The 21,511-nt window shown below is 73.4% G+C and carries 19 protein-coding genes; 15 read left to right on the forward strand and 4 right to left on the reverse strand.

Annotated features, from left to right (window positions below; translation table 11 throughout):
- Positions 1 to 2 precede the first annotated feature (2 nt).
- Positions 3 to 749: a FadR/GntR family transcriptional regulator gene (locus ACZ404_RS03330; RefSeq protein ID WP_468435564.1), complete on the reverse strand. Its 747-nt coding sequence runs from the start codon at positions 747 to 749 to the stop codon at positions 3 to 5.
- Positions 750 to 845: 96 nt separating this feature from the next.
- Here ACZ404_RS03330 and ACZ404_RS03335 point away from each other — a divergent pair, with 96 nt between their 5' ends.
- The 3 genes from ACZ404_RS03335 to ACZ404_RS03345 are packed head-to-tail and all read left to right on the forward strand — an operon-like array spanning position 846 to position 4,390.
- Positions 846 to 2,204, forward strand: a complete 1,359-nt coding sequence (locus ACZ404_RS03335) for a glutamine synthetase family protein (protein WP_468435565.1) — start codon at positions 846 to 848, stop codon at positions 2,202 to 2,204.
- Positions 2,205 to 2,237: 33 nt separating this feature from the next.
- A complete protein-coding gene (locus ACZ404_RS03340) occupies positions 2,238 to 3,611 on the forward strand; it encodes an aldehyde dehydrogenase family protein (protein ID WP_468435566.1) in 1,374 nt (457 codons plus the stop codon).
- Complete coding sequence (locus ACZ404_RS03345; protein ID WP_468435567.1) at positions 3,608 to 4,390, forward strand: 3-oxoacyl-ACP reductase; 783 nt, start codon at positions 3,608 to 3,610, stop codon at positions 4,388 to 4,390. Before ACZ404_RS03340 ends, ACZ404_RS03345 begins: the two co-directional genes overlap by 4 nt.
- 9 nt (positions 4,391 to 4,399) lie before the next feature.
- On the opposite strand, the gene ACZ404_RS03350 is transcribed toward ACZ404_RS03345, so the two are convergent.
- Positions 4,400 to 5,602, reverse strand: a complete 1,203-nt coding sequence (locus ACZ404_RS03350) for an amino acid deaminase/aldolase (RefSeq protein ID WP_468435568.1) — start codon at positions 5,600 to 5,602, stop codon at positions 4,400 to 4,402.
- 1,355 nt (positions 5,603 to 6,957) lie between these two features.
- Between ACZ404_RS03350 and ACZ404_RS03355 the strand changes: the two genes are divergently transcribed.
- Positions 6,958 to 7,779, forward strand: coding sequence for a hypothetical protein (locus ACZ404_RS03355; RefSeq protein ID WP_468435569.1), 822 nt, complete (start codon positions 6,958 to 6,960; stop codon positions 7,777 to 7,779).
- The gene (mycP, locus tag ACZ404_RS03360; protein WP_468435570.1) at positions 7,776 to 8,972 is read left to right on the forward strand and encodes a type VII secretion-associated serine protease mycosin; all 1,197 of its coding nucleotides are present in this window, start codon (positions 7,776 to 7,778) and stop codon (positions 8,970 to 8,972) included. The genes ACZ404_RS03355 and mycP overlap by 4 nt, the downstream gene beginning before the upstream one ends.
- Here the strand turns inward: mycP and ACZ404_RS03365 are convergent.
- The gene (locus ACZ404_RS03365) at positions 8,953 to 9,711 is read right to left on the reverse strand and encodes a serine hydrolase (protein ID WP_468435571.1); all 759 of its coding nucleotides are present in this window, start codon (positions 9,709 to 9,711) and stop codon (positions 8,953 to 8,955) included. The genes mycP and ACZ404_RS03365 overlap by 20 nt on opposite strands.
- A gap of 205 nt (positions 9,712 to 9,916) precedes the next feature.
- Between ACZ404_RS03365 and ACZ404_RS03370 the strand changes: the two genes are divergently transcribed.
- On the forward strand, positions 9,917 to 10,660 hold the full coding sequence (locus tag ACZ404_RS03370; protein WP_468435572.1) for an SseB family protein: 744 nt from the start codon (positions 9,917 to 9,919) through the stop codon (positions 10,658 to 10,660).
- Here ACZ404_RS03370 and ACZ404_RS03375 read toward each other — a convergent pair.
- Positions 10,651 to 11,007: a DUF1844 domain-containing protein gene (locus ACZ404_RS03375; protein WP_468435573.1), complete on the reverse strand. Its 357-nt coding sequence runs from the start codon at positions 11,005 to 11,007 to the stop codon at positions 10,651 to 10,653. The genes ACZ404_RS03370 and ACZ404_RS03375 overlap by 10 nt on opposite strands.
- Before the next feature lie 390 nt (positions 11,008 to 11,397).
- On the opposite strand from ACZ404_RS03375, the gene infC reads away from it, so the two are divergent.
- The 9 genes from infC (at position 11,398) to ACZ404_RS03420 (ending at position 21,502) form a co-directional block, all read left to right on the forward strand.
- Positions 11,398 to 12,036 carry a translation initiation factor IF-3 gene (infC, locus tag ACZ404_RS03380; protein ID WP_468435852.1) on the forward strand — a complete coding sequence of 213 codons (639 nt, stop codon included), beginning with the start codon at positions 11,398 to 11,400 and terminating at the stop codon, positions 12,034 to 12,036.
- Positions 12,037 to 12,147: 111 nt separating this feature from the next.
- Entirely contained in the window at positions 12,148 to 12,342 is a 195-nt protein-coding gene (gene rpmI, locus ACZ404_RS03385) for a 50S ribosomal protein L35 (protein ID WP_004933563.1), read from the forward strand.
- Positions 12,343 to 12,437: 95 nt separating this feature from the next.
- Complete coding sequence (gene rplT / locus ACZ404_RS03390; protein WP_006141703.1) at positions 12,438 to 12,821, forward strand: 50S ribosomal protein L20; 384 nt, start codon at positions 12,438 to 12,440, stop codon at positions 12,819 to 12,821.
- Positions 12,822 to 12,989: 168 nt separating this feature from the next.
- Positions 12,990 to 13,853, forward strand: a complete 864-nt coding sequence (locus ACZ404_RS03395; RefSeq protein WP_468435574.1) for a TrmH family RNA methyltransferase — start codon at positions 12,990 to 12,992, stop codon at positions 13,851 to 13,853.
- Between the two features lie 50 nt (positions 13,854 to 13,903).
- The gene (locus tag ACZ404_RS03400) at positions 13,904 to 15,037 is read left to right on the forward strand and encodes a sensor histidine kinase (RefSeq protein WP_468435575.1); all 1,134 of its coding nucleotides are present in this window, start codon (positions 13,904 to 13,906) and stop codon (positions 15,035 to 15,037) included.
- Positions 15,038 to 15,184: 147 nt separating this feature from the next.
- Positions 15,185 to 16,306: a phenylalanine--tRNA ligase subunit alpha gene (pheS, locus tag ACZ404_RS03405; RefSeq protein WP_468435576.1), complete on the forward strand. Its 1,122-nt coding sequence runs from the start codon at positions 15,185 to 15,187 to the stop codon at positions 16,304 to 16,306.
- The gene (pheT, locus tag ACZ404_RS03410) at positions 16,306 to 18,828 is read left to right on the forward strand and encodes a phenylalanine--tRNA ligase subunit beta (RefSeq protein ID WP_468435577.1); all 2,523 of its coding nucleotides are present in this window, start codon (positions 16,306 to 16,308) and stop codon (positions 18,826 to 18,828) included. The genes pheS and pheT overlap by 1 nt, the downstream gene beginning before the upstream one ends.
- 205 nt (positions 18,829 to 19,033) lie before the next feature.
- Positions 19,034 to 20,008, forward strand: a complete 975-nt coding sequence (locus ACZ404_RS03415; RefSeq protein WP_468435578.1) for a PP2C family protein-serine/threonine phosphatase — start codon at positions 19,034 to 19,036, stop codon at positions 20,006 to 20,008.
- Positions 20,009 to 20,161: 153 nt separating this feature from the next.
- The gene (locus ACZ404_RS03420; protein ID WP_468435579.1) at positions 20,162 to 21,502 is read left to right on the forward strand and encodes a transcriptional regulator; all 1,341 of its coding nucleotides are present in this window, start codon (positions 20,162 to 20,164) and stop codon (positions 21,500 to 21,502) included.
- Positions 21,503 to 21,511 lie beyond the last annotated feature (9 nt).

Consider the following 21,511-nt stretch of genomic DNA (forward strand, 5'->3'; position numbering starts at 1 on the left):
CCTCATGCCAGGAAACCCCGCAGCAGCGCCGCCGTACCCGCGCAGTGCTCCCGCATGATCTCCCGGGCGCCGTCCGCGTCCCCGTCCAGCACCGCCTCCACCAGCGCGGCGTGCTGCCGCTGCGAGTGCTCCAGGTTGCGCACCAGCAGCGGGATGCCGTCCAGCAGGTCGTTGACCCGCGCCCGGACCCCGGCGTACTGCGCGGTCAGCGACGGCGACCCGCACAGCTCGGCCAGCGTCAGATGCAGCAGCGTGTCCCGCCGCCGGTAGTCCGCGAGCGGCGCGTCACTGGTCCGGTCCAGCGCCTCCCGCAGCCGCTCGGCCTGCCCGGGAGCCAGCCCGTGCGCGGCGCACAGCCCCGCCGCGCCCACCTCCAGCACCTCGCGGAAACGCAGCACGTCCTCGATGTCGACCTCGGCGATCCGCCGGCGCAGCCCGTCCTCGCCGCCCGCGTCGGCGCGCGGCAGCACGAACGTCCCGCCGTACCGCCCGCGCCGCGCCTCCACCAGCCCCTGGTCCTGCAGCACCTTCAGCACCTCGCGCAGCGTCACCCGGCTGATCCCGAGCCGCTCCGCCAACTCCCGCTCGGCGGGCAGCCGTTCGCCGGCCGGCACCAGGCCGAGGCGGACCACCTGCAGGATCTGCTCCAGCGCCTCCTCGAAGCCGTTGCCCGCCCGCACCGGCCGGAGCACCGGGGCGAGCCGGTCGTCCACCGGCTGCGCCCCCCGCGCGTCCGTTTCCCGCGGCATCCGGCCCTGCCCCCTTCCCAGGCAATGGTTCTCCGCAATACCTTATGGCTCCCGGTCCCGGCCGCACAGTGCCGCACAGCCGAAGGAGGCTCTCCCGTGGCAGACCGCACACCCCCGCTGAGCGTCGAGGAGCTGCACGCCCTCGTCTCCGGCGGTGAGATCGACACGGTCGTCCTGGCCTTCCCCGACATGCAGGGGCGGCTCCAGGGCAAGCGGTTCGCCGCCCGCTTCTTCCTCGACGAGGTCCTGCACCACGGCACCGAGGGCTGCAACTACCTCCTCGCCGTGGACACCGAGATGAACACGGTCGACGGCTACGCGATGTCCTCCTGGGACCGCGGCTACGGCGACTTCGCGATGCGCCCCGACCTCACCACCCTGCGCCGCATCCCCTGGCACCCCGGCACCGCCCTGCTCCTCGCCGACCTCGCCTGGGAGGACGGCTCCCCGGTCGCCGCCGCACCGCGCCAGATCCTGCGCCGCCAGCTCGACCGCCTGGCGGAACTCGGCTATACCGCGCAGGTCGGCACGGAACTGGAGTTCATCGTCTTCAAGGACAGCTACGAGCAGGCCTGGGACGCGCACTACCGGGGCCTGACCCCCGCCAACCAGTACAACATCGACTACTCCATCCTCGGCACCGGCCGCATCGAGCCCCTGCTGCGCCGCCTCCGCAACGACATGGCGGGCGCCGGGCTCACCGTGGAGTCCGCCAAGGGCGAGTGCAACCCCGGCCAGCACGAGATCGCGTTCCGCTACGACGAGGCCCTGGTCACCTGCGACCAGCACGCGCTGTACAAGACCGGCGCCAAGGAGATCGCGTCCCAGGAGGGCGTCTCGATCACCTTCATGGCCAAGTACAACGAGCGCGAGGGCAACTCCTGCCACATCCACCTCTCGCTCGCCGACGCCGACGGCACCAACGTCATGGCCGGGCCGGACGGGATGTCCGAGGTGATGCGGCACTTCCTGGCCGGACAGCTCGCCGCCCTGCGCGACTTCTCCCTCCTCTACGCCCCCAACATCAACTCCTACAAGCGCTTCCAGCCGGGCTCCTTCGCCCCCACCGCCGTCGCCTGGGGCCACGACAACCGCACCTGCGCCCTGCGCGTCGTCGGCCACGGCCGCTCCCTGCGCTTCGAGAACCGGCTCCCCGGCGGTGACGTCAACCCCTACCTCGCCGTCGCCGGACTGGTCGCGGCCGGCCTGTACGGCATCGAGCAGAAGCTCGAACTCCCCGAGCCCTGCCCGGGCAACGCCTACGCCGCCGACTTCGCGCACGTCCCGACCACCCTGCGCGAGGCCGCCGAGCTGTGGGAGAACAGCCCCGTGGCCAAGGCCGCCTTCGGGGACGAGGTCGTGGCCCACTACCGCAACATGGCACGCGTCGAACTCGAGGCCTTCGACGCCGCGGTCACCGACTGGGAGCTGCGCCGCTCCTTCGAACGCCTGTGAAACGCCTGTGACATGCCTGTGAAAGGTCACCCCTTGTCCGACCCGCACGAGCTCGTCGTCCTCAACCCCGCCACCGAAGAGACCGTCGCCACCGTCCCCGCCGCCGGCGCCGAGGAGGTAGACGCCGCCGTCGTACGGGCCGTCCGCGCCCAGCGGGCCTGGGCCGCCGTGTCGCCCGCGGACCGCGCTCGCCTGCTGCGCCGCTTCGCCGACACCGTCGACACCCACGTCGAGGAACTGGCCCGGCTGGAGGTCCGCGAGGCCGGGCACACCCTGGGCAATGCCCGCTGGGAGGCCGGAAACGCCCGCGACCTGCTGCTCTACGCGGCCGGCGGCGCCGAACGCCTGCTGGGCAGGCAGATCCCGGCCCCCGGCGGCTGGGACGTCACCTTCCACGAACCGCTGGGCGTCGTCGGGGTGATCGCCCCCTGGAACTTCCCCATGCCGATCGCCGCCTGGGGGTCCTTCCCGGCCCTCGCGGCCGGCAACGCGGTCGTCCTCAAACCCGCCGAGACCACCCCGCTCACCGCGCTCCGCCTGGCCGCACTCGCCCTGGAGGCGGGCCTGCCCGAGCACCTCTTCCAGGTGCTCCCCGGCCACGGCCGCATCGCCGGCTGCGCCCTGGTGGACCACCCGGACGTGGCCAAGATCGTCTTCACCGGCTCCACCCGCACCGGCCGCGAGGTCATGGAGCGGTGCGCGCGGAGCGTCAAGCCGGTCACCCTCGAACTCGGCGGCAAGAGCCCCAACGTCGTCTTCGCCGACGCCGATCTGAAGGCCGCTCTGGACCCCTTCTCCTTCCTGGACAACTCCGGCCAGGACTGCTGCGCCCGCACCCGGATCCTGGTGCAGGAGACGGTGCTGGAGGAGGCGCGCGATTTCCTCGCCGGCGCACTGGCCGCCGTGGTCGTCGGCGACCCGGCCGACGAGAAGACCCAGATGGGGCCGCTGATCTCCCGTCAGCAACGGGACCGCGTACGGTCGTACGTCCCCGAGGGCGCTCCCGCCCTGCGCGGCAGCGCCCCCGACGGCCCCGGCTTCTGGTTCCCGCCGACCGTGCTGACGGGGGAGCGGCCGGACGGCGCGGCCGCCCGCGAGGAGATCTTCGGCCCCGTCGCCGTCCTGCTGCCCTTCACCGACGAGGACGACGCCGTCCGCCTCGCCAACGACACCCCCTACGGCCTGTCCGGCTCCATCTGGACCCGGGACGTGGGCCGCGCCCTGCGCGTCTCCCAGGCCGTGCGCGCGGGCAACCTGTCCGTCAACTCCCATTCCAGCGTGCGCTACTGGACCCCGTTCGGCGGCTTCAAGCAGTCCGGCCTCGGCCGGGAACTCGGCCCCGACGCACTGACCGCCTTCACCGAGACCAAGAACGTCTTCATCAGCACGGAGGGCCCCGCACTGTGACCGAAGAGATCGTCTGCCGCCGGCTGGCCGGCCGTACCGCTGTCGTCACCGGAGCCGGCAGCGGCATCGGCCTCGCCGCCGCCCGCCGCCTCGCCTCCGAGGGCGCCCACGTCGTCTGCGGCGACATCGACGAAGCCCGCGGCAAGGCCGCCGCCGAGGAGACCGGCGGGCTCTTCGTGAAGGTCGACGTCACCGACCCCGACCAGGTCGAGGCGCTGTTCAAGGCGGCCTACGACACCTACGGCAGCGTCGACGTCGCCTTCAACAACGCCGGCATCTCCCCGCCCGACGACGACTCCATCCTGGAGACCGGCCTGGAGGCCTGGAAGCGCGTCCAGGAGGTCAACCTCACCTCCGTCTACCTGTGCTGCAAGGCCGCCCTGCCGTACATGCGCCGCCAGGGCAAGGGCTCCATCATCAACACGGCGTCCTTCGTGGCGAGGATGGGCGCCGCCACCTCCCAGATCTCCTACACGGCCTCCAAGGGCGGCGTGCTCGCCATGTCCCGGGAGCTGGGCGTGCAGTTCGCCCGGGAGGGCATCCGGGTCAACGCGCTGTGCCCGGGGCCGGTCAACACCCCGCTCCTGCAAGAGCTGTTCGCGAAGGACCCCGAGCGGGCCGCCCGCCGCCTCGTGCACATCCCGGTCGGCCGGTTCGCCGAGGCCGAGGAGATCGCCGCCGCCGTCGCCTTCCTGGCCAGCGACGACTCCTCCTTCGTCAACGCCACCGACTTCCTGGTGGACGGTGGGATCTCCGGGGCCTACGTCACCCCGCTGTAGGCCGGCCGGTCACAGGAACGTGTGCCCCTCACCCCGGTAGGTGGGCACGGTCGCGGTGACCGTGTCCCCCTCGACGAGGTGCAGCGTGTCGAACCGCTCGCACAGCTCGCCCGCCTTGGCGTGCCGGAACCAGACCTTGTCGCCGATGAGCAGGTCGTCCGCGGGCGAGCCGAGCAGCGGGGTCTGCACCTCGCCCGGGCCCTCCTGCGGGTCGTACTTCAGCCCTTCCGGCAGATACGGCACCGGCAGCCGGTCGGGGCCGGGGGCCCCGGAGGCCGGGTAGCCGCCGCCGAGCACGGTGACCACGCCGACGCCGGGCCGCCTCACCACGGGCTGGGCGAACAGGGCGGCCGGGCGGCCGGTGAAAGAGGTGTAGTTGTCGAAGAGGCGCGGCACATAGAGCCCCGAGCCGGCCGCGATCTCCGTGACCGCGTCCTCGGCGGCGGTGTGCTGCACACTGCCGGTGCCGCCGCCGTTGACGAACTCCAGGTCGGGTGCCACCGCCCGCACCGATCGCACCACGGCGGCGCGCCGCTCGGCGAGCTCCCGCCGGGCGGTGGCCTGCATCAGCCGGATCGCCCGCGAGCGCACCGGCCGCCCGGCCACCGCGTCCCCGACCCCGGCAATGTGCCCCTCGTACGCCATGATCCCCACCAGCCGGAAACCGGGGCGCCGGGCCACCGCCCGGGCCAGCTCGGCCAGTTGGGCGGGGGAGTGCAGTGGCGAGCGCCGCGCGCCCACCCTGACCCGGCCGCCCAGCAGCTTCAGCGAGGTGTCCAACTCCAGGCAGACCCGCACCACTTCGCGTCCGCCGTCGCGGGCCGCGTCGATCAGGTCGAGGTGGGCGACGTCGTCGACCATCACGGTGACGGCGTCGGCGAGCTTGGGATCGGCGGCCAGTTCGGCGAAGGCGGAGCGGTCGGCGGACGGGTAGGCCAGCAGGACGTCGTCGAACCCGGAGCGGGCGAGCCACAGGGACTCGGCGAGGGTGAACGACATGATGCCCCGGAAGCCGTCCCTGGCCAGGACCCGCTCCAGCAGGGCACGGCAGCGCACGGACTTGCTGGCGACCCGGACCGGCTTCCCGCCGGCCCGGCGGACGAGGTCGTCCGCGTTGGCGTCGAAGGCGTCGAGGTCCACGATCGCGAGAGGGGCGTCGAGGTGGGCGGTGGCCCGGTCGTAACGGGCCCGGTCGGCGGCGCGCGCAGTCATGACGGAAGCCTGCCAGACCGGATTACCGCAGGGTAGGGGGACGATACGGGCAGATGCCCCGCCCTGGTGGACTGGTTCTCGTTCTGTCGCGGACTGGCCGTAGAGTGACGCGCACGTACGGCGGAACCTGCCCGGCCGCACACCTGAACCGGGATGCCGGTCCAGCCGTACGGGTATGCGTGCCCGGAGGAGCTTCGCACGAGCTTCGTACCGGGTGCGGCCGAGGAGCACGACGGCCCGCGTACGAGGAAACGGCCCGGGCACGAGGAAACGGGGGGTGCATGAGCACGGAAGCGCGCCGCGCCCCCGTCCCCCCACGCCCGACGAGCCCACCCTCCGCGGACGGCGACCTGGCCGACGAGCCGTCGGTGTTCACGCCGCGCTCCCCGCGGGGCGGGGCGAGGCGGCCCGAGGAGGAACCACCGCCCCCCGGCCCCTCCCGCCTCACCGCCACCGTCCCCACGCCCCCCACCCCGACCAGCCCACCCCCACCCCCTGCCTCGGCCCGCTTCCCCGACACCCCACCGACGGCGGGCCGCCCGGGCGCGGACGGTGCCACGGCCACTCCGCCGCAGGCGGGCCGCCCCGGCACCCAACCGCCGGCAGACCGCACCGACTCCGGACCGTCCACCGGCACACCGCCGCCCCGGCGCCCCGACGGTACGTCCGCCGACGCACCGTCGGCAGGGGGCCGTGCCGGTGCGGGTGCGTCCGCCGGTGCCGGGCCGGTGGCCGGGCGCCCCGGCGGTACGTTCTTCGATGCACCGCCGGCAGGGGGGCGCACGGGAACGGGACCGGCCTCTGGTGCCGTACCGATGGCCGCGCGTCCCGAGGGCACGCCCGGGGGCCGTGCCGGTGCGGGGCCGTCCGCCGGTGCCGGGCCGAGTGTCGGGCGCTCCGATGCCGGGCCGAGTGCCGGGCGCTCCGGTGGCGTGCCCGTTGATGCCTCGTCGGCCGGGGGCGGTGGGGGCGCGGTCGCGCCGCCGCGGCCGTCCCACCGGCCGGGGACTGCGCCCCGTGGCGCGGCCGCCCCTGCACAGACCCCGGAGGAGACGACGACCCGGCTCCGTCCGATCCCCCCGGCCTCGCCGTCACCGGGTCCCGCTTCCGCGTCTTCCTCCGCCCACGGTGCCGCTGCCGGGTCGGCGGCCGCGTCGGCGCGGCGCCCGCGGGCGCAGGTCCCGGCGGAGGTGCTGGAGGAGACCACCGCTCGGTTGCGGCCGATCCGCTCGGGGGCCGCACCCCTGCCCGAGCCACGCCGGCAGGCGCCCCCGACGCGGGACGTGCGTACCGCGTGGAGCCCCAGTGACCCCGCGCACCCGACGAGCCCTCCGCCCGTGTCGCCGGATCCGGCGATGTCGTGGAACGCGGGGGCCGCCGCACGGCCCGCGGCGGACCCGGAACCGGGGCGGCGGCTCGGCGTGCGCGTGGCGCCCCGTACCGCTGCTGCCGCCGCCTGCCTGGTGCTCGGCATCGGGCTCATCGGCGGTGCCGTGACCGGAAGTTGGCTCACCGGCGACAGCGGTGACGGCGCCACCCCGAGCGGCTTCAGCGCGGCCGGCACCCTGTGGCACAGCGTCCCCGTCGACCAGCTCTTCCCGCCCACCGTCCAGGGCACCGGCGCCGGCCCCGGCGGAGCCGACCGCACCTGGACGCGGATAGCCGTGGCCCCCGACAGCGGCTGCGCCCACGCCTTCGACCCCCTGCTGCACAAGGCGCTCGCCCCCGTAGGCTGCCAGCGGCTCCTGCGCGCCACCTACACCGACGCCACCCAGAGCTACGTCACCACCGTCGGCCTGCTGTTCACCAAGGGCGACGCCGCCGCCATGTCCGCCCTCGCCGCCCGCTTCCGCGACGAGCACCTGACCGACCGCACCGACCTGATGCCCCGCCCCTTCGCCGCCAAGGGGACCGTCGCCGCCGGCTTCGGCGACGAGCAGCGCGCCAGCTGGACCATCAGCGTCCTCACCGACGCCCCCGTCGTCGCCTTCGCCGTCTCCGGCTGGGCCGACGGCCGCAGCGTCGACTCCCCCCGGCCCGCCGCGGACGCCACCCGCTCCGGCGCCACCTCGGCACCCGCCCAGGCCGGCCTCGGCAACGAGGCCCAGGGCCTGGCCGACCGCGTCGAACGGCGGCTGCGCCAGACCGTCCACTCGGCCACGGAGAAGCCCTCGTGAAGCGATCGTCGTCCGGCCGCCGCCGCACCGGCGTCACCGGCTCCGCCGTGAGCCTCCTGCTGACCGGCTCCCTCGTCCTGCTGCCCGCCGCCACCGCCCACGCCGACGGCATCCGGGGCCAGCAGTGGGGCCTGTCCGCCCTCCACCTCAGCGAGGCCTGGCGCACCACCAAGGGCCAGGGCGTCACCGTCGCCGTCCTGGACACCGGGGTCGAGGCCGACCACCCGGACCTGGCCGGCAACGTCCTGCCCGGCAAGGACATGATCGGCTTCGGCGCCCGGCAGGGCGACCGCACCTGGGCCCGGCACGGCACCGCCATGGCCGGCATCATCGCCGGGCACGGCCACGGCCCGGGCGACGCCGACGGCATCATGGGCGTGGCCCCCGAGGCCAAGATCCTCCCCGTCCGCGTGATCCTCGAGGACGGCGACCCCGCCCGCAGCAGGGCGCGTACCACCCGGGGCAACGCCCTCGCCGACGGCATCCGCTGGGCCGCCGACCACGGCGCCGACGTCATCAACCTCTCCCTCGGCGACGACTCCAGCTCCGCGCACCCGGAGCCCAGCGAGGACGAGGCCGTGCAGTACGCGTTGCAGAAGGGCGTGGTCGTCGTCGCCTCCGCGGGCAACGGCGGCGACAAGGGCGACCACGTCTCCTACCCGGCCGCCTACCCGGGAGTCATCGCCGCCACCGCCGTCGACAAGTTCGGCACCCGCGCCTCCTTCTCCACCCGCCGCTGGTACGCCGCCGTCAGCGCGCCCGGCGTGGACGTCGTGATCGCCGACCCCGACCACAAGTACTACGAGGGCTGGGGCACCTCGGCCGCCTCCGCCTTCGTCTCCGGCGCGGCGGCCCTGGTCAAGGCGGCGCACCCCGGCCTGACCCCGGCACAGGTCAAGAAGCTGCTGGAGGACACGGCCAGGAACTCCCCGGTGGGCGGCCGTGACGACTCCCGCGGCTTCGGCATGGTCGACCCGGCCGCCGCCCTCGAGGCGGCCCACCGCCTCGAACCCGAGAGCCTGCGCCCCGCGTCCTACGGCAGGAAGTACTTCGGCTCCGGCCCGGACCCGGCCAAGGCCACCAGCGGCGCCTCGGACTGGGCGGGCCCGCTGGCCGGCAGCATCGGCGGCGTCCTCCTGGTGGCGGCGGTGGTGCTGTGGAGAAGCCGCAAGTTCACCTCGACGCGCCCGTGAACCCCGACACCGCCGCCTTCGCCGCCGCCTCCACCAGGGCGATCCCCTCGGACCGGCCGACCGTCCCCTTGGACAGCACCGCCACCAGGTACTCGGTCCCGTCCACCGTCACCCGCCCGATGCTGTTCACGACCCACAGACCGGTCGTACTGCGCGCAAGCCACCCGTTCTTCAGCGCCCACGAGGAGCCGGTCGCCGCCGCCGACACCCCCCACTGCTGATCGGCCTGCACCCCCTTCATCAGGCCCTGGACGAACGTCCGCGACGCCGCGCCGAGCAGCGAGTCCGCCCCGAACACCTGCCGCAGCAGCACCAGTTGGTCCGCCGCCGTCGTCCGGGTCAGGCCCCACAGCCCGCCGTCGCCGCCCGAGGTCGCCGTCAGTCCGAACCGCTTGTTCGCCGCGTCGAGCCCGGCCGCCCGCCCGATCGTGTGCCACAGGGCCGTCGCGGAGGCGTTGTCGCTGTTCTCGATCATCCTCGTGGCGTACGCCTTCTCCGCCGCCGTCAACCGCCGCCCCGCGTCCTGCGCCTGGAGCAGCAGCGTGGCCAGGATGTCGACCTTGACGATGCTCGCCGTGTCGAACGCGTCGTCGCCGTACACGGCGCCGGCGCCCGAGGCCGGATCCAGCACCGCCGCCGACACCTGCGCCCCCGACGGCACGCTCACCCGCGCCATCGCCTCGGTCAGCAGCGCCTCGCGGTCCACCGCCGGGGCGGACGACTCCGTCACGGGTTCCACCGATGCCTCCTCGCCCGCCGTGGCCGGGGAGGAGGCCGACGGCGCCGCCGCCACGATACGGTCCCGGCACCCGGCAGCGTCCGCGCCTTCACGTGGACGGTGCCGCCCGCGGTGACCCCGCCGACGGCCACGACGGCGAGGGCGACGACGGGCGACGGCGTCCCAGGAGAAACCCGGCGGCGCACCCGCTATAGGGTCGGTGACCGTGGAGACGAAGAACATTCCCGACCCCGGCTTCTCCGACGACGACGGCTCCGCCGACCCCCGGCTGAGCGCCGCGCTCGCCGCCTGGGCCGAGGACCGCGCCGCCGTGCAGCCCGTCCTGGCGGCGCTGAAGGGCGCCCGGCTGCTCGTGCCCGTCGTCGCGGTGCTCGGCGAGGTCGAGGAGGACGAGAAGGGGCTGCGCCGCGAGAAGACCAGCGACATGGCCGTACCGACCCTGAAGGCCGGCGGCCGCACCGCCCTGCCCGCGTTCACCTCCACCGACTCCCTCGCCCGCTGGGACCCGCAGGCCCGCCCGGTCGCCGTACCCCTGCACCAGGCGCTGCAGGCCGCCGCGCACGAGAAGGCGGACACGGTCGTGCTGGACCTGGCCGGACCGGTGCCCTTCGAGCTGACCGGCGCGGCGCTGCTCGCCCTCGCCGAGGGCCGCACCAGCACCGACCCGCTCGCCGACCCGGCGGTGGTCGACGCCGTGCGGACGGCGGTGGCGGCGGAGCCCGCCGTGCTGCGCGCCCACCTCGGGCCCGGCCGGGCCGACGGCACCCTCGCCCTCGTCCTGGACCCGGCCGCCGCACCGGCCGAGGCGGCCCGTGCGGTCGCCCAGCGCCTCGCGGCCGACGAAACGCTGAGGGCCCGCCTGGTGCGCGGTCTCGACCTGGCAGTGCTGCCGGCCGGGACGACGCCTCCGGGCGAGCCCCTCTTCGTGAAGGAGACGGGTCAGCCGTAGACCGGGCCGGTGTACTTCTCGCCCGGCCCCTGGCCCGGCTCGTCCGGGACGAGCGACGCCTCGCGGAAGGCCAGCTGCAGCGACTTCAGGCCGTCGCGCAGCGGGGCCGCGTGGAAGGAGCTGACCTCGGTCGCGCTCGCGTCCAGCAGACCGGCGAGCGCGCTGATCAGCTTGCGGGCCTCGTCCAGGTCCTTGTACTTCGCGCCCTCCTCGCTCAGCCCGAGCTTCACGGCGGCGGCGCTCATCAGGTTGACGGCGACCGTCACGATCACCTCGACGGCGGGGACCTCGGCGATGTCCCGGGTCATCGCGTCGAAGTCGGGGGTCTCAGGAGGGGTCTCACTCATGCCCCACACCATAAGCGGTCGCCCGGACCCGGCTCGGGCGAGCCTTGTCAAGCGGTCTCCGGTTCGCCCTTGTCAAGCGTTCCTGCTAATCTGGTGGACGACCGGCCGGACATCGCTGTGTCCGGCCCACAAGTGGAGGCTCCGATCTCCCACCTGACCGTCCCCCGGGACGGCGGGTCACCCGGTCAGGCGGCCACCATCGTTCCGTACGGACGATGGAGTCGCCCGAAAGCGCGCCCCGCGGCATCGCGGCGGTGCTCCGGTTGTGCATGGGAGCCCCGCCTGTGATCGTCCGGGGCATTTTTTCTGCTTCGGCGCGGTTAGGTCTTACGAAAACAGACGTACGCGGCTGTCCGCCAGACCGTCGCGTGGTGCTACCGAGGAGGATCCATCAGCGCCGAGCCCCGCATCAACGACCGGATTCGCGTTCCCGAGGTGCGACTTGTCGGTCCCAGTGGCGAGCAGGTGGGCATCGTCCCCCTGGCCAAGGCACTGGAGCTTGCGCAGGAGTACGACCTGGACCTGGTCGAGGTCGCGGCGAACGCCCGTCCGCCCGTGTGCAAGCTCATGGACTACGGGAAGTTCAAGTACGAGTCGGCCATGAAGGCCCGTGAGGCGCGCAAGAACCAGGCGCACACGGTCATCAAGGAGATGAAGCTCCGGCCGAAGATCGACCCGCACGACTATGACACCAAGAAGGGTCACGTCGTCCGGTTCCTCAAGCAGGGCGACAAGGTCAAGATCACGATCATGTTCCGTGGTCGCGAGCAGTCCCGGCCCGAGCTGGGCTACCGGCTGCTGCAGCGGCTCGCGGAGGACGTCCAGGACCTCGGCTTCGTGGAGTCGAACCCGAAGCAGGACGGCCGCAACATGATCATGGTCCTCGGTCCGCACAAGAAGAAGACCGAGGCGATGGCCGAGGCCCGTCAGGCGCAGGAGGCCCGCAAGGCCGAAGCGAAGGCGAACCCCGGTAAGTCGCAGAACCCTGCCGAGGCTCAGGCACCGTCCGAGGAGCCTGCCGAGGCGTGATCCCGGGGGACCCGCGTCCCCAGGATGTAACCGAAACAAGAGCGACGCTCCACCGTGCCCGGTTTTCCCGACCGGGCACCGGAGCGCCACCGACGAGGAGAGAACGGCGCTATGCCGAAGAACAAGTCGCACAGCGGTGCCAGCAAGCGCTTCAAGGTCACCGGCTCCGGCAAGGTGCTCCGTGAGCGCGCCGGCAAGCGCCACCTGCTCGAGCACAAGTCGTCCCGCGTGACGCGCCGCCTCACCGGCAACGCCGAGATGGCCCCGGGCGACGCCGCGAAGATCAAGAAGCTTCTCGGCAAGTGACGCCCGGCGCCCTGAGCGCCGCACGTCTGGACCGGGACCCAATCGTTTCCGGGTCGTGTGAGGACCCCCACGACCCCGCTACAAGGAGTTAACAAGTGGCACGCGTCAAGCGGGCAGTCAACGCCCACAAGAAGCGCCGGGCGATCCTCGAGCAGGCCTCCGGCTACCGCGGTCAGCGTTCGCGCCTGTACCGCAAGGCCAAGGAGCAGGTCACCCACTCGCTGGTCTACAACTACAACGACCGCAAGAAGCGCAAGGGTGACTTCCGCCAGCTGTGGATCCAGCGCATCAACGCCGCTGCCCGCGCCAACGGCATCACGTACAACCGCTTCATCCAGGGTCTGAAGGCCGCGAACGTCGAGGTCGACCGCAAGATCCTGGCCGAGCTGGCGGTCAACGACGCGAACGCGTTCGCCGCGCTCGTCGAGGTCGCGCAGAAGGCGCTGCCGTCGGACGTCAACGCGCCGAAGGCCGCGTGACGCTGCGCCGCTCCAGGCCGGTGCGATTCGGACCCGTGGGCTTCGTGCCTGCGGGTCCGTTGCTGTGTGGTGCGGCTTCGTCCGGCACCGCCGGACAGCGCCGTGGTGGCTGAGCACCGTCGCGGCGGAGAAGAAAGTGGCGGCACCAGAACTGCTAAGGAAGAGACCATGTCCCCCGTCAGCCCCGAGCTGATCTCCCCCCGGTCCGCGCGTGTGAGTGCTGCGCGGCGGTTGGCCAAGCGGAACTTCCGGGGGAAGGAGCGGCTGTTCCTCGCGGAGGGGCCGCAGGCCGTGCGGGAGGCCGCCGGGCACCGGGGTGCCGAGGGCGGGGCGACGCTCGTCGAGCTGTTCGCGACCGTCGAGGCGGCGGAGCGGTACGCCGACATCGTCGGGGAGGCCCGCAGCGCCGGCGCCCGGGTGCACCTCGCCTCCGAGGACGTCATCGCCGACATCTCCACCACCGTCACCCCCCAGGGCCTGGTCGGGGTCTGCCGGTTCCTGGACACGCCGTTCGCGGACGTCCTCGCCGCCCGGCCGAAGCTGGTCGCCGTGCTCGCGCACGTGCGCGACCCGGGCAACGCCGGGACGGTGCTGCGGTGCGCCGACGCCGCCGGTGCCGAGGCGGTCGTGCTGACCGACGCCTCCGTCGACCTGTACAACCCCAAGGCGGTACGGGCCTCCGTCGGCTCCCTGTTCCATCTGCCCGTCGCCGTGGGGGTGCCCGTGGCGGAGGCCGTCCGGGGGCTGAGGGACGCCGGTGTGCGGGTCGTCGCCGCCGACGGCGCCGGGGACCGCGATCTGGACGAGGAGCTGGACAGGGGAGCCATGGGCGGGCCGACCGCCTGGGTGTTCGGCAACGAGGCCTGGGGGCTGCCCGAGGAGACCCGCGCCCTCGCCGACGCCGTCGTACGCGTGCCCCTGCACGGAAAGGCCGAGAGCCTGAACCTGGCGACGGCCGCCGCCGTATGTCTCTACGCGTCGGCCCGCGCACAGCGCGCCTCCGGAGGGTGCCGCTCCGTCACCGACAGCTAGTAAGGTGGCCAGCTCGGGGCCCTGCGCCGTCTGAGAGGTGGGGTACGGGGATGAGGGTGGCCGGCACGAGCGCTGCGCCGGGGGGACCGGACGCGGGACACACGGCCGTGTCCCGGCATCGTGACGAGACGGGCCTCGACCCGGACCAGCTGCCCGACGGACTGGTCGTCGCCGACGAGGACGGCCGTGTCGTCTGCTTCAACGCCGCCGCCGAGCGCATCACCGCCGTCCGCGCCGCCGACGCCCTCGGACAGTGGCTGGAGAAGGCGCTGCCGTTGGAGGACCTGGAGGGGCGGCGCTGGTGGCAGCTCACCGACCCCTACGGCGGGCTCGCGATCCGCACCCGGCAGCCCGAGCGCAACCTGCTGCTGCCCGGCGGCCGGGAGGTGCTGGTCTCCGCCCGGTATGTGCGGGGCGCACCGCTCGGACCCGTCCAGCGCGTCGTCGTCTCCCTGCGCGACACCGAGGCCCGGCGCCGCACCGAGCGCAGTCACGCCGAGCTGATCGCCACCGTCGCCCACGAGCTGCGCTCCCCGCTGACCTCCGTCAAGGGTTTCACCGCCACACTGCTGGCCAAGTGGGAACGCTTCACCGACGACCAGAAACGCCTGATGCTGGAGACCGTCGACGCCGACGCCGACCGCGTCACCCGGCTCATCGCCGAGCTGCTCGACATCTCCCGCATCGACTCCGGCCGTCTGGAGGTGCGGCGGCAGCCCGTCGACATCGGCGCGGCCGTCGGCCGGCACATCCAGGCCTACGTGGCCGCCGGGCAGCGCGCCGACCGCTTCCTGCTGCGCATCGAGCAGCCGCTGCCCTCCCTGTGGGCCGACCCCGACAAGATCGACCAGGTGCTCAGCAACCTCCTCGAAAATGCGGTGCGGCACGGCGAGGGAACCGTCACCATTGACGTCACGCCCACGCCGTCCCCGCGCGAGGGCGAGGAAACCGGCACGTCGGTCACAGTGAGCGACGAGGGGCCAGGCATCCCGGAGGAGTCCATGAACCGCGTCTTCACCCGCTTCTGGCGGGGCAGCAAGCGCGGCGGCACCGGCCTCGGGCTCTACATCGTCAAGGGCATCGTCGAGGCCCACGGCGGCACCATCACGGTCGGCCGCGCCCCCGGCGGCGGCGCCGAGTTCCGATTTACGTTGCCCGTGGCGGCCCCCGCGTATCTCGCGTAGTGGCCCACGGGCGCATTCGCATTCCGCCACCCCGTTAGACTCGGCCTTTGGCACCTTTGTGTCCTTCACGCGGCCCGCAGCGAGCCACAGTGGGCTCAGAGTCGGTGACGGGGACCATCCGCCAGCCAATCGGAAGCACGGGAAGAGATGTCGGCACCCAATAAGTCGTACGACCCTGTCGAGGTCGAGGCGTTGAAACCGGAAGAGATCGAGCGCATGCGGGACGAGGCGCTCGCCGCCTTCGCCGCCGCGGACTCCCTCGACGCGCTCCACGAGGCCAAGGTCGCCCACACCGGCCCCGCCTCACCGCTGGCCCTCGCTAACCGCGAGATCGGCGCCCTGCCCCCGCACGCCAAGGCCGACGCCGGCAAGCGCGTCGGCATGGCCCGCGGCGCCGTGAACAAGGCGCTCGCCGGCCGCCAGGCAGAGCTCGAGGCCGAGCGGGACGCCCGCGTGCTCGTCGAGGAGGACGTCGACGTCACGCTGCCCTACAACCGCGTCCCGGCCGGCGCCCGGCACCCGCTGACCACGCTCTCGGAGCGCATCGAGGACGTCTTCGTGGCCATGGGCTACGAGGTCGCCGAGGGCCCCGAGGTCGAGGCCGAGTGGTTCAACTTCGACGCCCTCAACATCGGCCCGGACCACCCGGCCCGCGGCGAGGCCGACACCTTCTTCGTGCAGGGCGGGGGCGGCGGCACCGAGTCCGGCGTCGTCCTGCGCACCCACACCTCGCCCGTGCAGATCCGCTCCCTGCTCAGCCGCGAGCTGCCGGTCTACGTGATCTGCCCCGGCCGGGTGTACCGCACCGACGAGCTGGACGCCACGCACACCCCGGTCTTCCACCAGGTCGAGCTGCTCGCCGTCGACGAGGGCCTGACCATGGCCGACCTCAAGGGCACCCTGGACCACATGGTCCAGTCGCTGTTCGGCGAGGACATGAAGACCCGGCTCCGGCCGAACTTCTTCCCCTTCACCGAGCCGTCCGCCGAGATGGACATGGTGTGCTACGTCTGCCGCGGCGAGTCCGTCGGCAACCCCGACCGGCCCTGCCGCACGTGCTCCAGCGAAGGCTGGATCGAGCTGGGCGGCTGCGGCATGGTCAACCCCAAGGTGCTGACCGCCTGCGGCGTCGACCCGGAGAAGTACAGCGGCTTCGCCTTCGGGTTCGGCATCGAGCGGATGCTGATGTTCCGCCACAACGTCGAGGACATGCGAGACATGGTCGAGGGTGACGTCCGGTTCACCCGGCCGTTCGGGATGGAGATCTGATGCGGGTCCCGCTTTCTTGGCTGCGGGAGTACGTCGACCTGCCGGCGACGGAAACCGGCCGCGACGTCCAGGAGAAGCTCGTCTCGGCCGGGCTCGAGGTCGAGACCGTCGAGCACCTCGGCGCCGACCTCAAGGGCCCGCTCGTCGTCGGCCAGGTGCTGACCATCGAGGAGCTGGAGGGCTTCAAGAAGCCGATCCGGTTCTGCACCGTCGACGTCGGCCGGGCCAACGGCACCGGTGAGCCCCAGGAGATCGTCTGCGGCGCCCGCAACTTCGCCGTCGGCGACAAGGTCGTCGTCGTGCTCCCGGGCGCCACGCTGCCCGGCGGCTTCTCCATCGCCGCCCGCAAGACCTACGGCAAGGTCTCGCACGGCATGATCTGCTCCAGCGGCGAGCTGGGCATGGGCGACGACGGCACCCACGGCATCATCGTGCTGCCGCCGGAGACCGAGGTCGGCAAGGACGCCATCGAGCTGCTCGAACTGGTCGACGAGGTCCTGGACATCGCCGTCACCGCCAACCGCGGCGACTGCCTGTCCATCCGCGGTGTCGCCCGCGAGACCGCCATCGCCTACGGCCTGCCGCTGCGCGACCCGGCCCTGCTGGACGTGCCGGCCCCGAACGCGTTCGGCTACTCGGTCCAGGTCTCCGAGCCCGTGGGCTGCGACCGCTTCACCGCCCGCACGGTCACCGGCCTGAGCCCCGAGGCGCGCTCCCCGATCTGGCTGCAGCGCCGCCTGCAGAAGGTCGGCATGCGCCCGATCTCGCTCGCCGTCGACGTCACGAACTACGTGATGATGGAGCTGGGCCAGCCGCTGCACGCCTACGACCGCAACCTGGTCCAGGGCACGATCGGCGTGCGCCGGGCCGAGGAGGGCGAGAAGCTCGTCACCCTCGACGGCGTCGAGCGCACGCTGCACGCCGAGGACCTGGTCATCACCGACGAGCGCGGTCCGATCGGCCTCGCCGGTGTGATGGGCGGCGCGAACACGGAGATCGCCGACCACGAGGCCACCCTGGACGGGGCGAACGCCTCGACCGACGTGGTCATCGAGGCCGCCCACTTCAACGCGGTCTCGATCGCGCGTACCGCCCGCCGTCACAAGCTGTCCACCGAGGCCTCCCGCCGGTTCGAGCGGGGCGTCGACCCGCAGGCCGCCGCGGCCGCCGCGCAGCGCACCGTGGACCTGCTGGTCCTCCTCGCGGGCGGCACGGCCGAGGCCGGTGTCACGGAGATCAGCGCGCCCTCCGCGCCGCACACGATCACCGTCCCGGCGAACCACCCGGACAAGGTCGCGGGCGTGGTGTACGGCCGTGAGACCGTCGTACGCCGTCTGCAGGAGATCGGCTGCGACGTCTACGGGCAGGACGAGCTGATCGTCACGGTGCCGTCCTGGCGGCCCGACCTCGCCGAGGCCAACGACCTGGCCGAGGAGGTCATCCGCCTGGAGGGCTACGAGAACCTGCCCTCCACGCTGCCCCGGCTCCCCTCGGGCCGCGGCCTGACCCATCGTCAGCGGCTGCACCGCCGGACCGGCCGCGCGCTGGCCGGCGCGGGCTACGTCGAGGCACCCAGCTACCCCTTCATCGGCGAGCAGGTCTTCGACCAGCTCGGCCTGGAGGCGGACGACCCGGCCCGCCGCGTCGTGAAGCTGACCAACCCGCTCAGCGACGAGGAGCCCGCGCTCCGCACGACGCTGCTGCCGGGGCTGCTCGGCGCCCTGCGCCGCAACGACGGCCGGGGCTCGCACGACCTGGCGCTGTTCGAGACCGGGCTGGTCTTCCACCCGCGTGACGAACAGCGGGTCGCCGCGCACCTGCCCGTCGACCGGCGCCCCACCGACGAGGAGATCGCCTCGCTGAGCGGAGTGCTGCCCGAGCAGCCGCGGCACGTCGCCGTCGTCCTCGCCGGCGCCCGCGAGCAGGCCGGCTGGTGGGGCAAGGGCCGCCCCGCCGACTGGGCCGACGCGGTGGAGGCCGCGCGGACCGTCGCCCGGGAGACCGGGGCCGAGCTGATCGTCCGCAAGGGCCAGTACGGTCCGTGGCACCCCGGCCGCTGCGCCGAGCTGGTGGTCGTCGCCGACGGCGCCGAGCGGGTCGTCGGCCACGCGGGCGAGCTGCACCCGCGGGTGCTGAAGGCCCTCGGGCTGCCCGAGCGCACCAGTGCGATGGAGCTGAACCTGGACGCGCTGGAGGCGGCGGGCGACGGCCTCCCGCAGGCGCCGAGCATCTCCACGTTCCCGGTGGCCACGCAGGACGTCGCCCTCGTCGTCGACAAGCCGGTGCCGTCCGGCGAGGTCGAGGCGGCGCTGCGCGAGGGCGCGGGTGAGCTGCTGGAGTCGATCCGGCTGTTCGACGTGTACGAGAACGCGGAGCAGCTGGGTGACGGGAAGAAGTCGCTGGCGTACGCGCTGCGGTTCCGGGCGGGCGACCGCACGCTGACCGTGGACGAGGCGTCCGCCGCCCGGGACGCGGCGGTCGCGCTCGCGGGTGAGCGGACCGGAGCGGTACTGCGGGGCTAGTCGCCGCCGGTGTGCAACGCGCCCCCCATGGGGCGCGTTGCCGCCCTGCCGGCTGCATAAATGCAGGCCGGCTTCGGTTGCCTCACTCGTTCGGGTGGGAAACCGGGACGATCTGACCCACCCGGGTCATGCCGTCGACAGAATCGGACCGGCCTTTCGGGGTCGGTCCGTCTCTCTGTCAGGGCCCACATGGGGGACCAGAGGCATGATCCGCATCAAGGCACGGGCACCCACCGCGCGGGCAGCCGTCCTGCCCACCCTGTTCCTCGCGGCCGGCACCGGACTGATACTCCATGTCCGCCAGACCCTGCTGCGGGAACTGCGGCAGGCCCGCCGGGTCGCCGGGGCCGCCCAGCGCGTGCTGCTGCGGCCGCTGCCGTCCCGGCTCGACGGGCTGAACATGGCCGCCGCGCAGGTGTCCGCCGACCGGGGCGCGGCGGTGGGCGGTGATCTGTACGAGGCCGTCGCCACCGAGCACGGCGTCCGCGTGCTGATGGGGGACGTACGGGGCCACGGCCTCGACGCCCTCGGCACCGTCGCCGCCGTCCTCGGCAGCTTCCGCGAGGCCGCCCACGACGAGGCCGAACTCACCCGGGTGCTGAGGCGGTTGGAACGGGCCCACGCCCGCCATCTGCGCGAGCGCTCCCGCGCCGACCATCCGTCGAGCGGCCGGGACCCGGGCCCGCCGGTCGCGGAGGAGTTCGTCACCGTCCTGCTTCTGGAGATCGGCAGGGACGGCGACCTGCGCGCCCTCAACTGCGGTCACCCCTGGCCGTACCTGCTCAGCGGCACGACCGTCGAGCCCCTGAGCCAGGCGGATCCGCTCCCGCCGCTCGGCCCCTTCCCGCTCCCGGCGGAGCTGGAGGACCAGCACCGCGGCCACTTGCTCCGCGGCCAGTCCCTGGTCCTGTTCACGGACGGAGCGGAGGACGCCAGGGATGCCCGAGGCCGGTTCTTCTCCCTCCCGGCCGTCCTGCGCGAGGCCGTGCGCACCCACCCGGCCACTCCGCAGAGGGTGCTCCGCGCGGTCTTCACCGCCCTGCTGCACCACACCTCCGGCAGACCGGCGGACGACGTGGCGGTCCTGGTCCTGCGGAACGACCGAGGAAGGGCGGGGCTGTCCTGCCCCGGCGCGCGGCACCCCCAGGAGGCGTACCCCGGCCAAGCCACCGCTTTTTGAGGGGGAGCCGGCGGCTTGGCCGGGCATTTCAGTCAACCGGTCCGCCACTCTCCGCGACAGCGCGCGCACAGCACGGATGCGCGCACTCCGTTCACACCCCGTGTGAACGCAGAGCCACTACGCTGACCGCACCAGGCCACCCGGGGGGCATCCATGCAGCCCAACACTCTTCTCGACGCGATCCTGGACGAGGCGGGGATCTCCCACGCGGGTCTTGCCGCCCACGTCAACCAGGCCGGCCGGAAACGGGGCCTCACGCTCCGCTACGAGCACACCGCCGTCGCCCGGTGGCTGAAGGGACAGCGGCCCCGGGGCCAGGCGCCCGACCTGATCTGCGAGGTGCTCGCCGCCCGGCTGCACCGCACGGTCACGCTGGACGACATCGGCCTGGGCGTGCCGGGGGAGCCCAGCGCCCCGCACACCGGCTCCCTGTCGGGCTTCGTGGAGCGGGCCACCGCCCTGTGGCGCTCCGACGAGCAGCAGCGCCCGCACGTCCTCGGTGCCCCCGCGGTCACCGGAACGCCCGCCGTGATGCCGGTCTGGGAGTGGGAGAACCCGCCCGAGGACGCGGACGTCTCGCGCGGCGGCCGGCACCGGGTGACCACGGCCGACATCGAGATGCTGCGCGCGGCCCGGACGCACTACGAGCAGATGTACCGCAAGGCGGGCGGTGTCGCGACCCGCAGCCGGATCGTCGGCTTCCTCAACGCCGAGGCGGCCCCGCTGCTGCGCGGCAGCTACACCGACGCCACGGGCCGTCAACTGCACCGGGCCACGGGCGGGTTGGTGGCGATCGCGGGCATCTGCGCGTACGACTCCGACGCGCACGGACTCGCCCAGCGCTACTTCCACCAGGCGCTGCGGCTCGCGAAGGCCAGCGGCGACCGGGGACTTGGGGCGTACGTCATCGCGCTGCTGGTCAACCAGTCGCTGTTCATGCGGGAGTACCGGCAGGCCGTCGCCTTCGCCGAGGCCGCGCTGCGCGCCGCCGGCAAGCACATCACCCCGGCCCTCGCCTCCGACCTGTACGCGATGCAGGCCAAGGCGTACGCCCATCTCGGCGATGCGAGCAGCGCGCTGTCCTGCATCCGCCGTGCCGAGACGGCCGCCGAGCGCATCCGGCGCGGGTACGAGCCCGACGAGACCGGTTACGTCCAGCCGGGCCTGGTCAACGTCCAGGTCGCCGAGGCGCTGCTGAGCCTCGGGGAGCTGGCCGCCGCCGGCGAGCACGCGACCGCCGCGGTGGACAACCCGGCGCACGACCGCGGCCGGGTGCACCGGCTCGCCATGCTGAGCACGATCGAACTGCGCCAGGGCAACGCCGACAAGGCGGTGGCCACCGCCGTGCAGATGGCGGAGCAGGCCCGCGGGATGGAGTCGCAGCGGCTGCGCGACAGACTCCGCGCGGTGCGCGAGCATCTCGTGCGCTGCGGCTCGGCCGGGACCTCCGAGGCCGCCGAACTCATCGACGGCGCGCTCCGCGTGCCCCTGTAGGCCCACTGC

This window comes from Streptomyces sp. NPDC030798 (assembly GCF_055572275.1).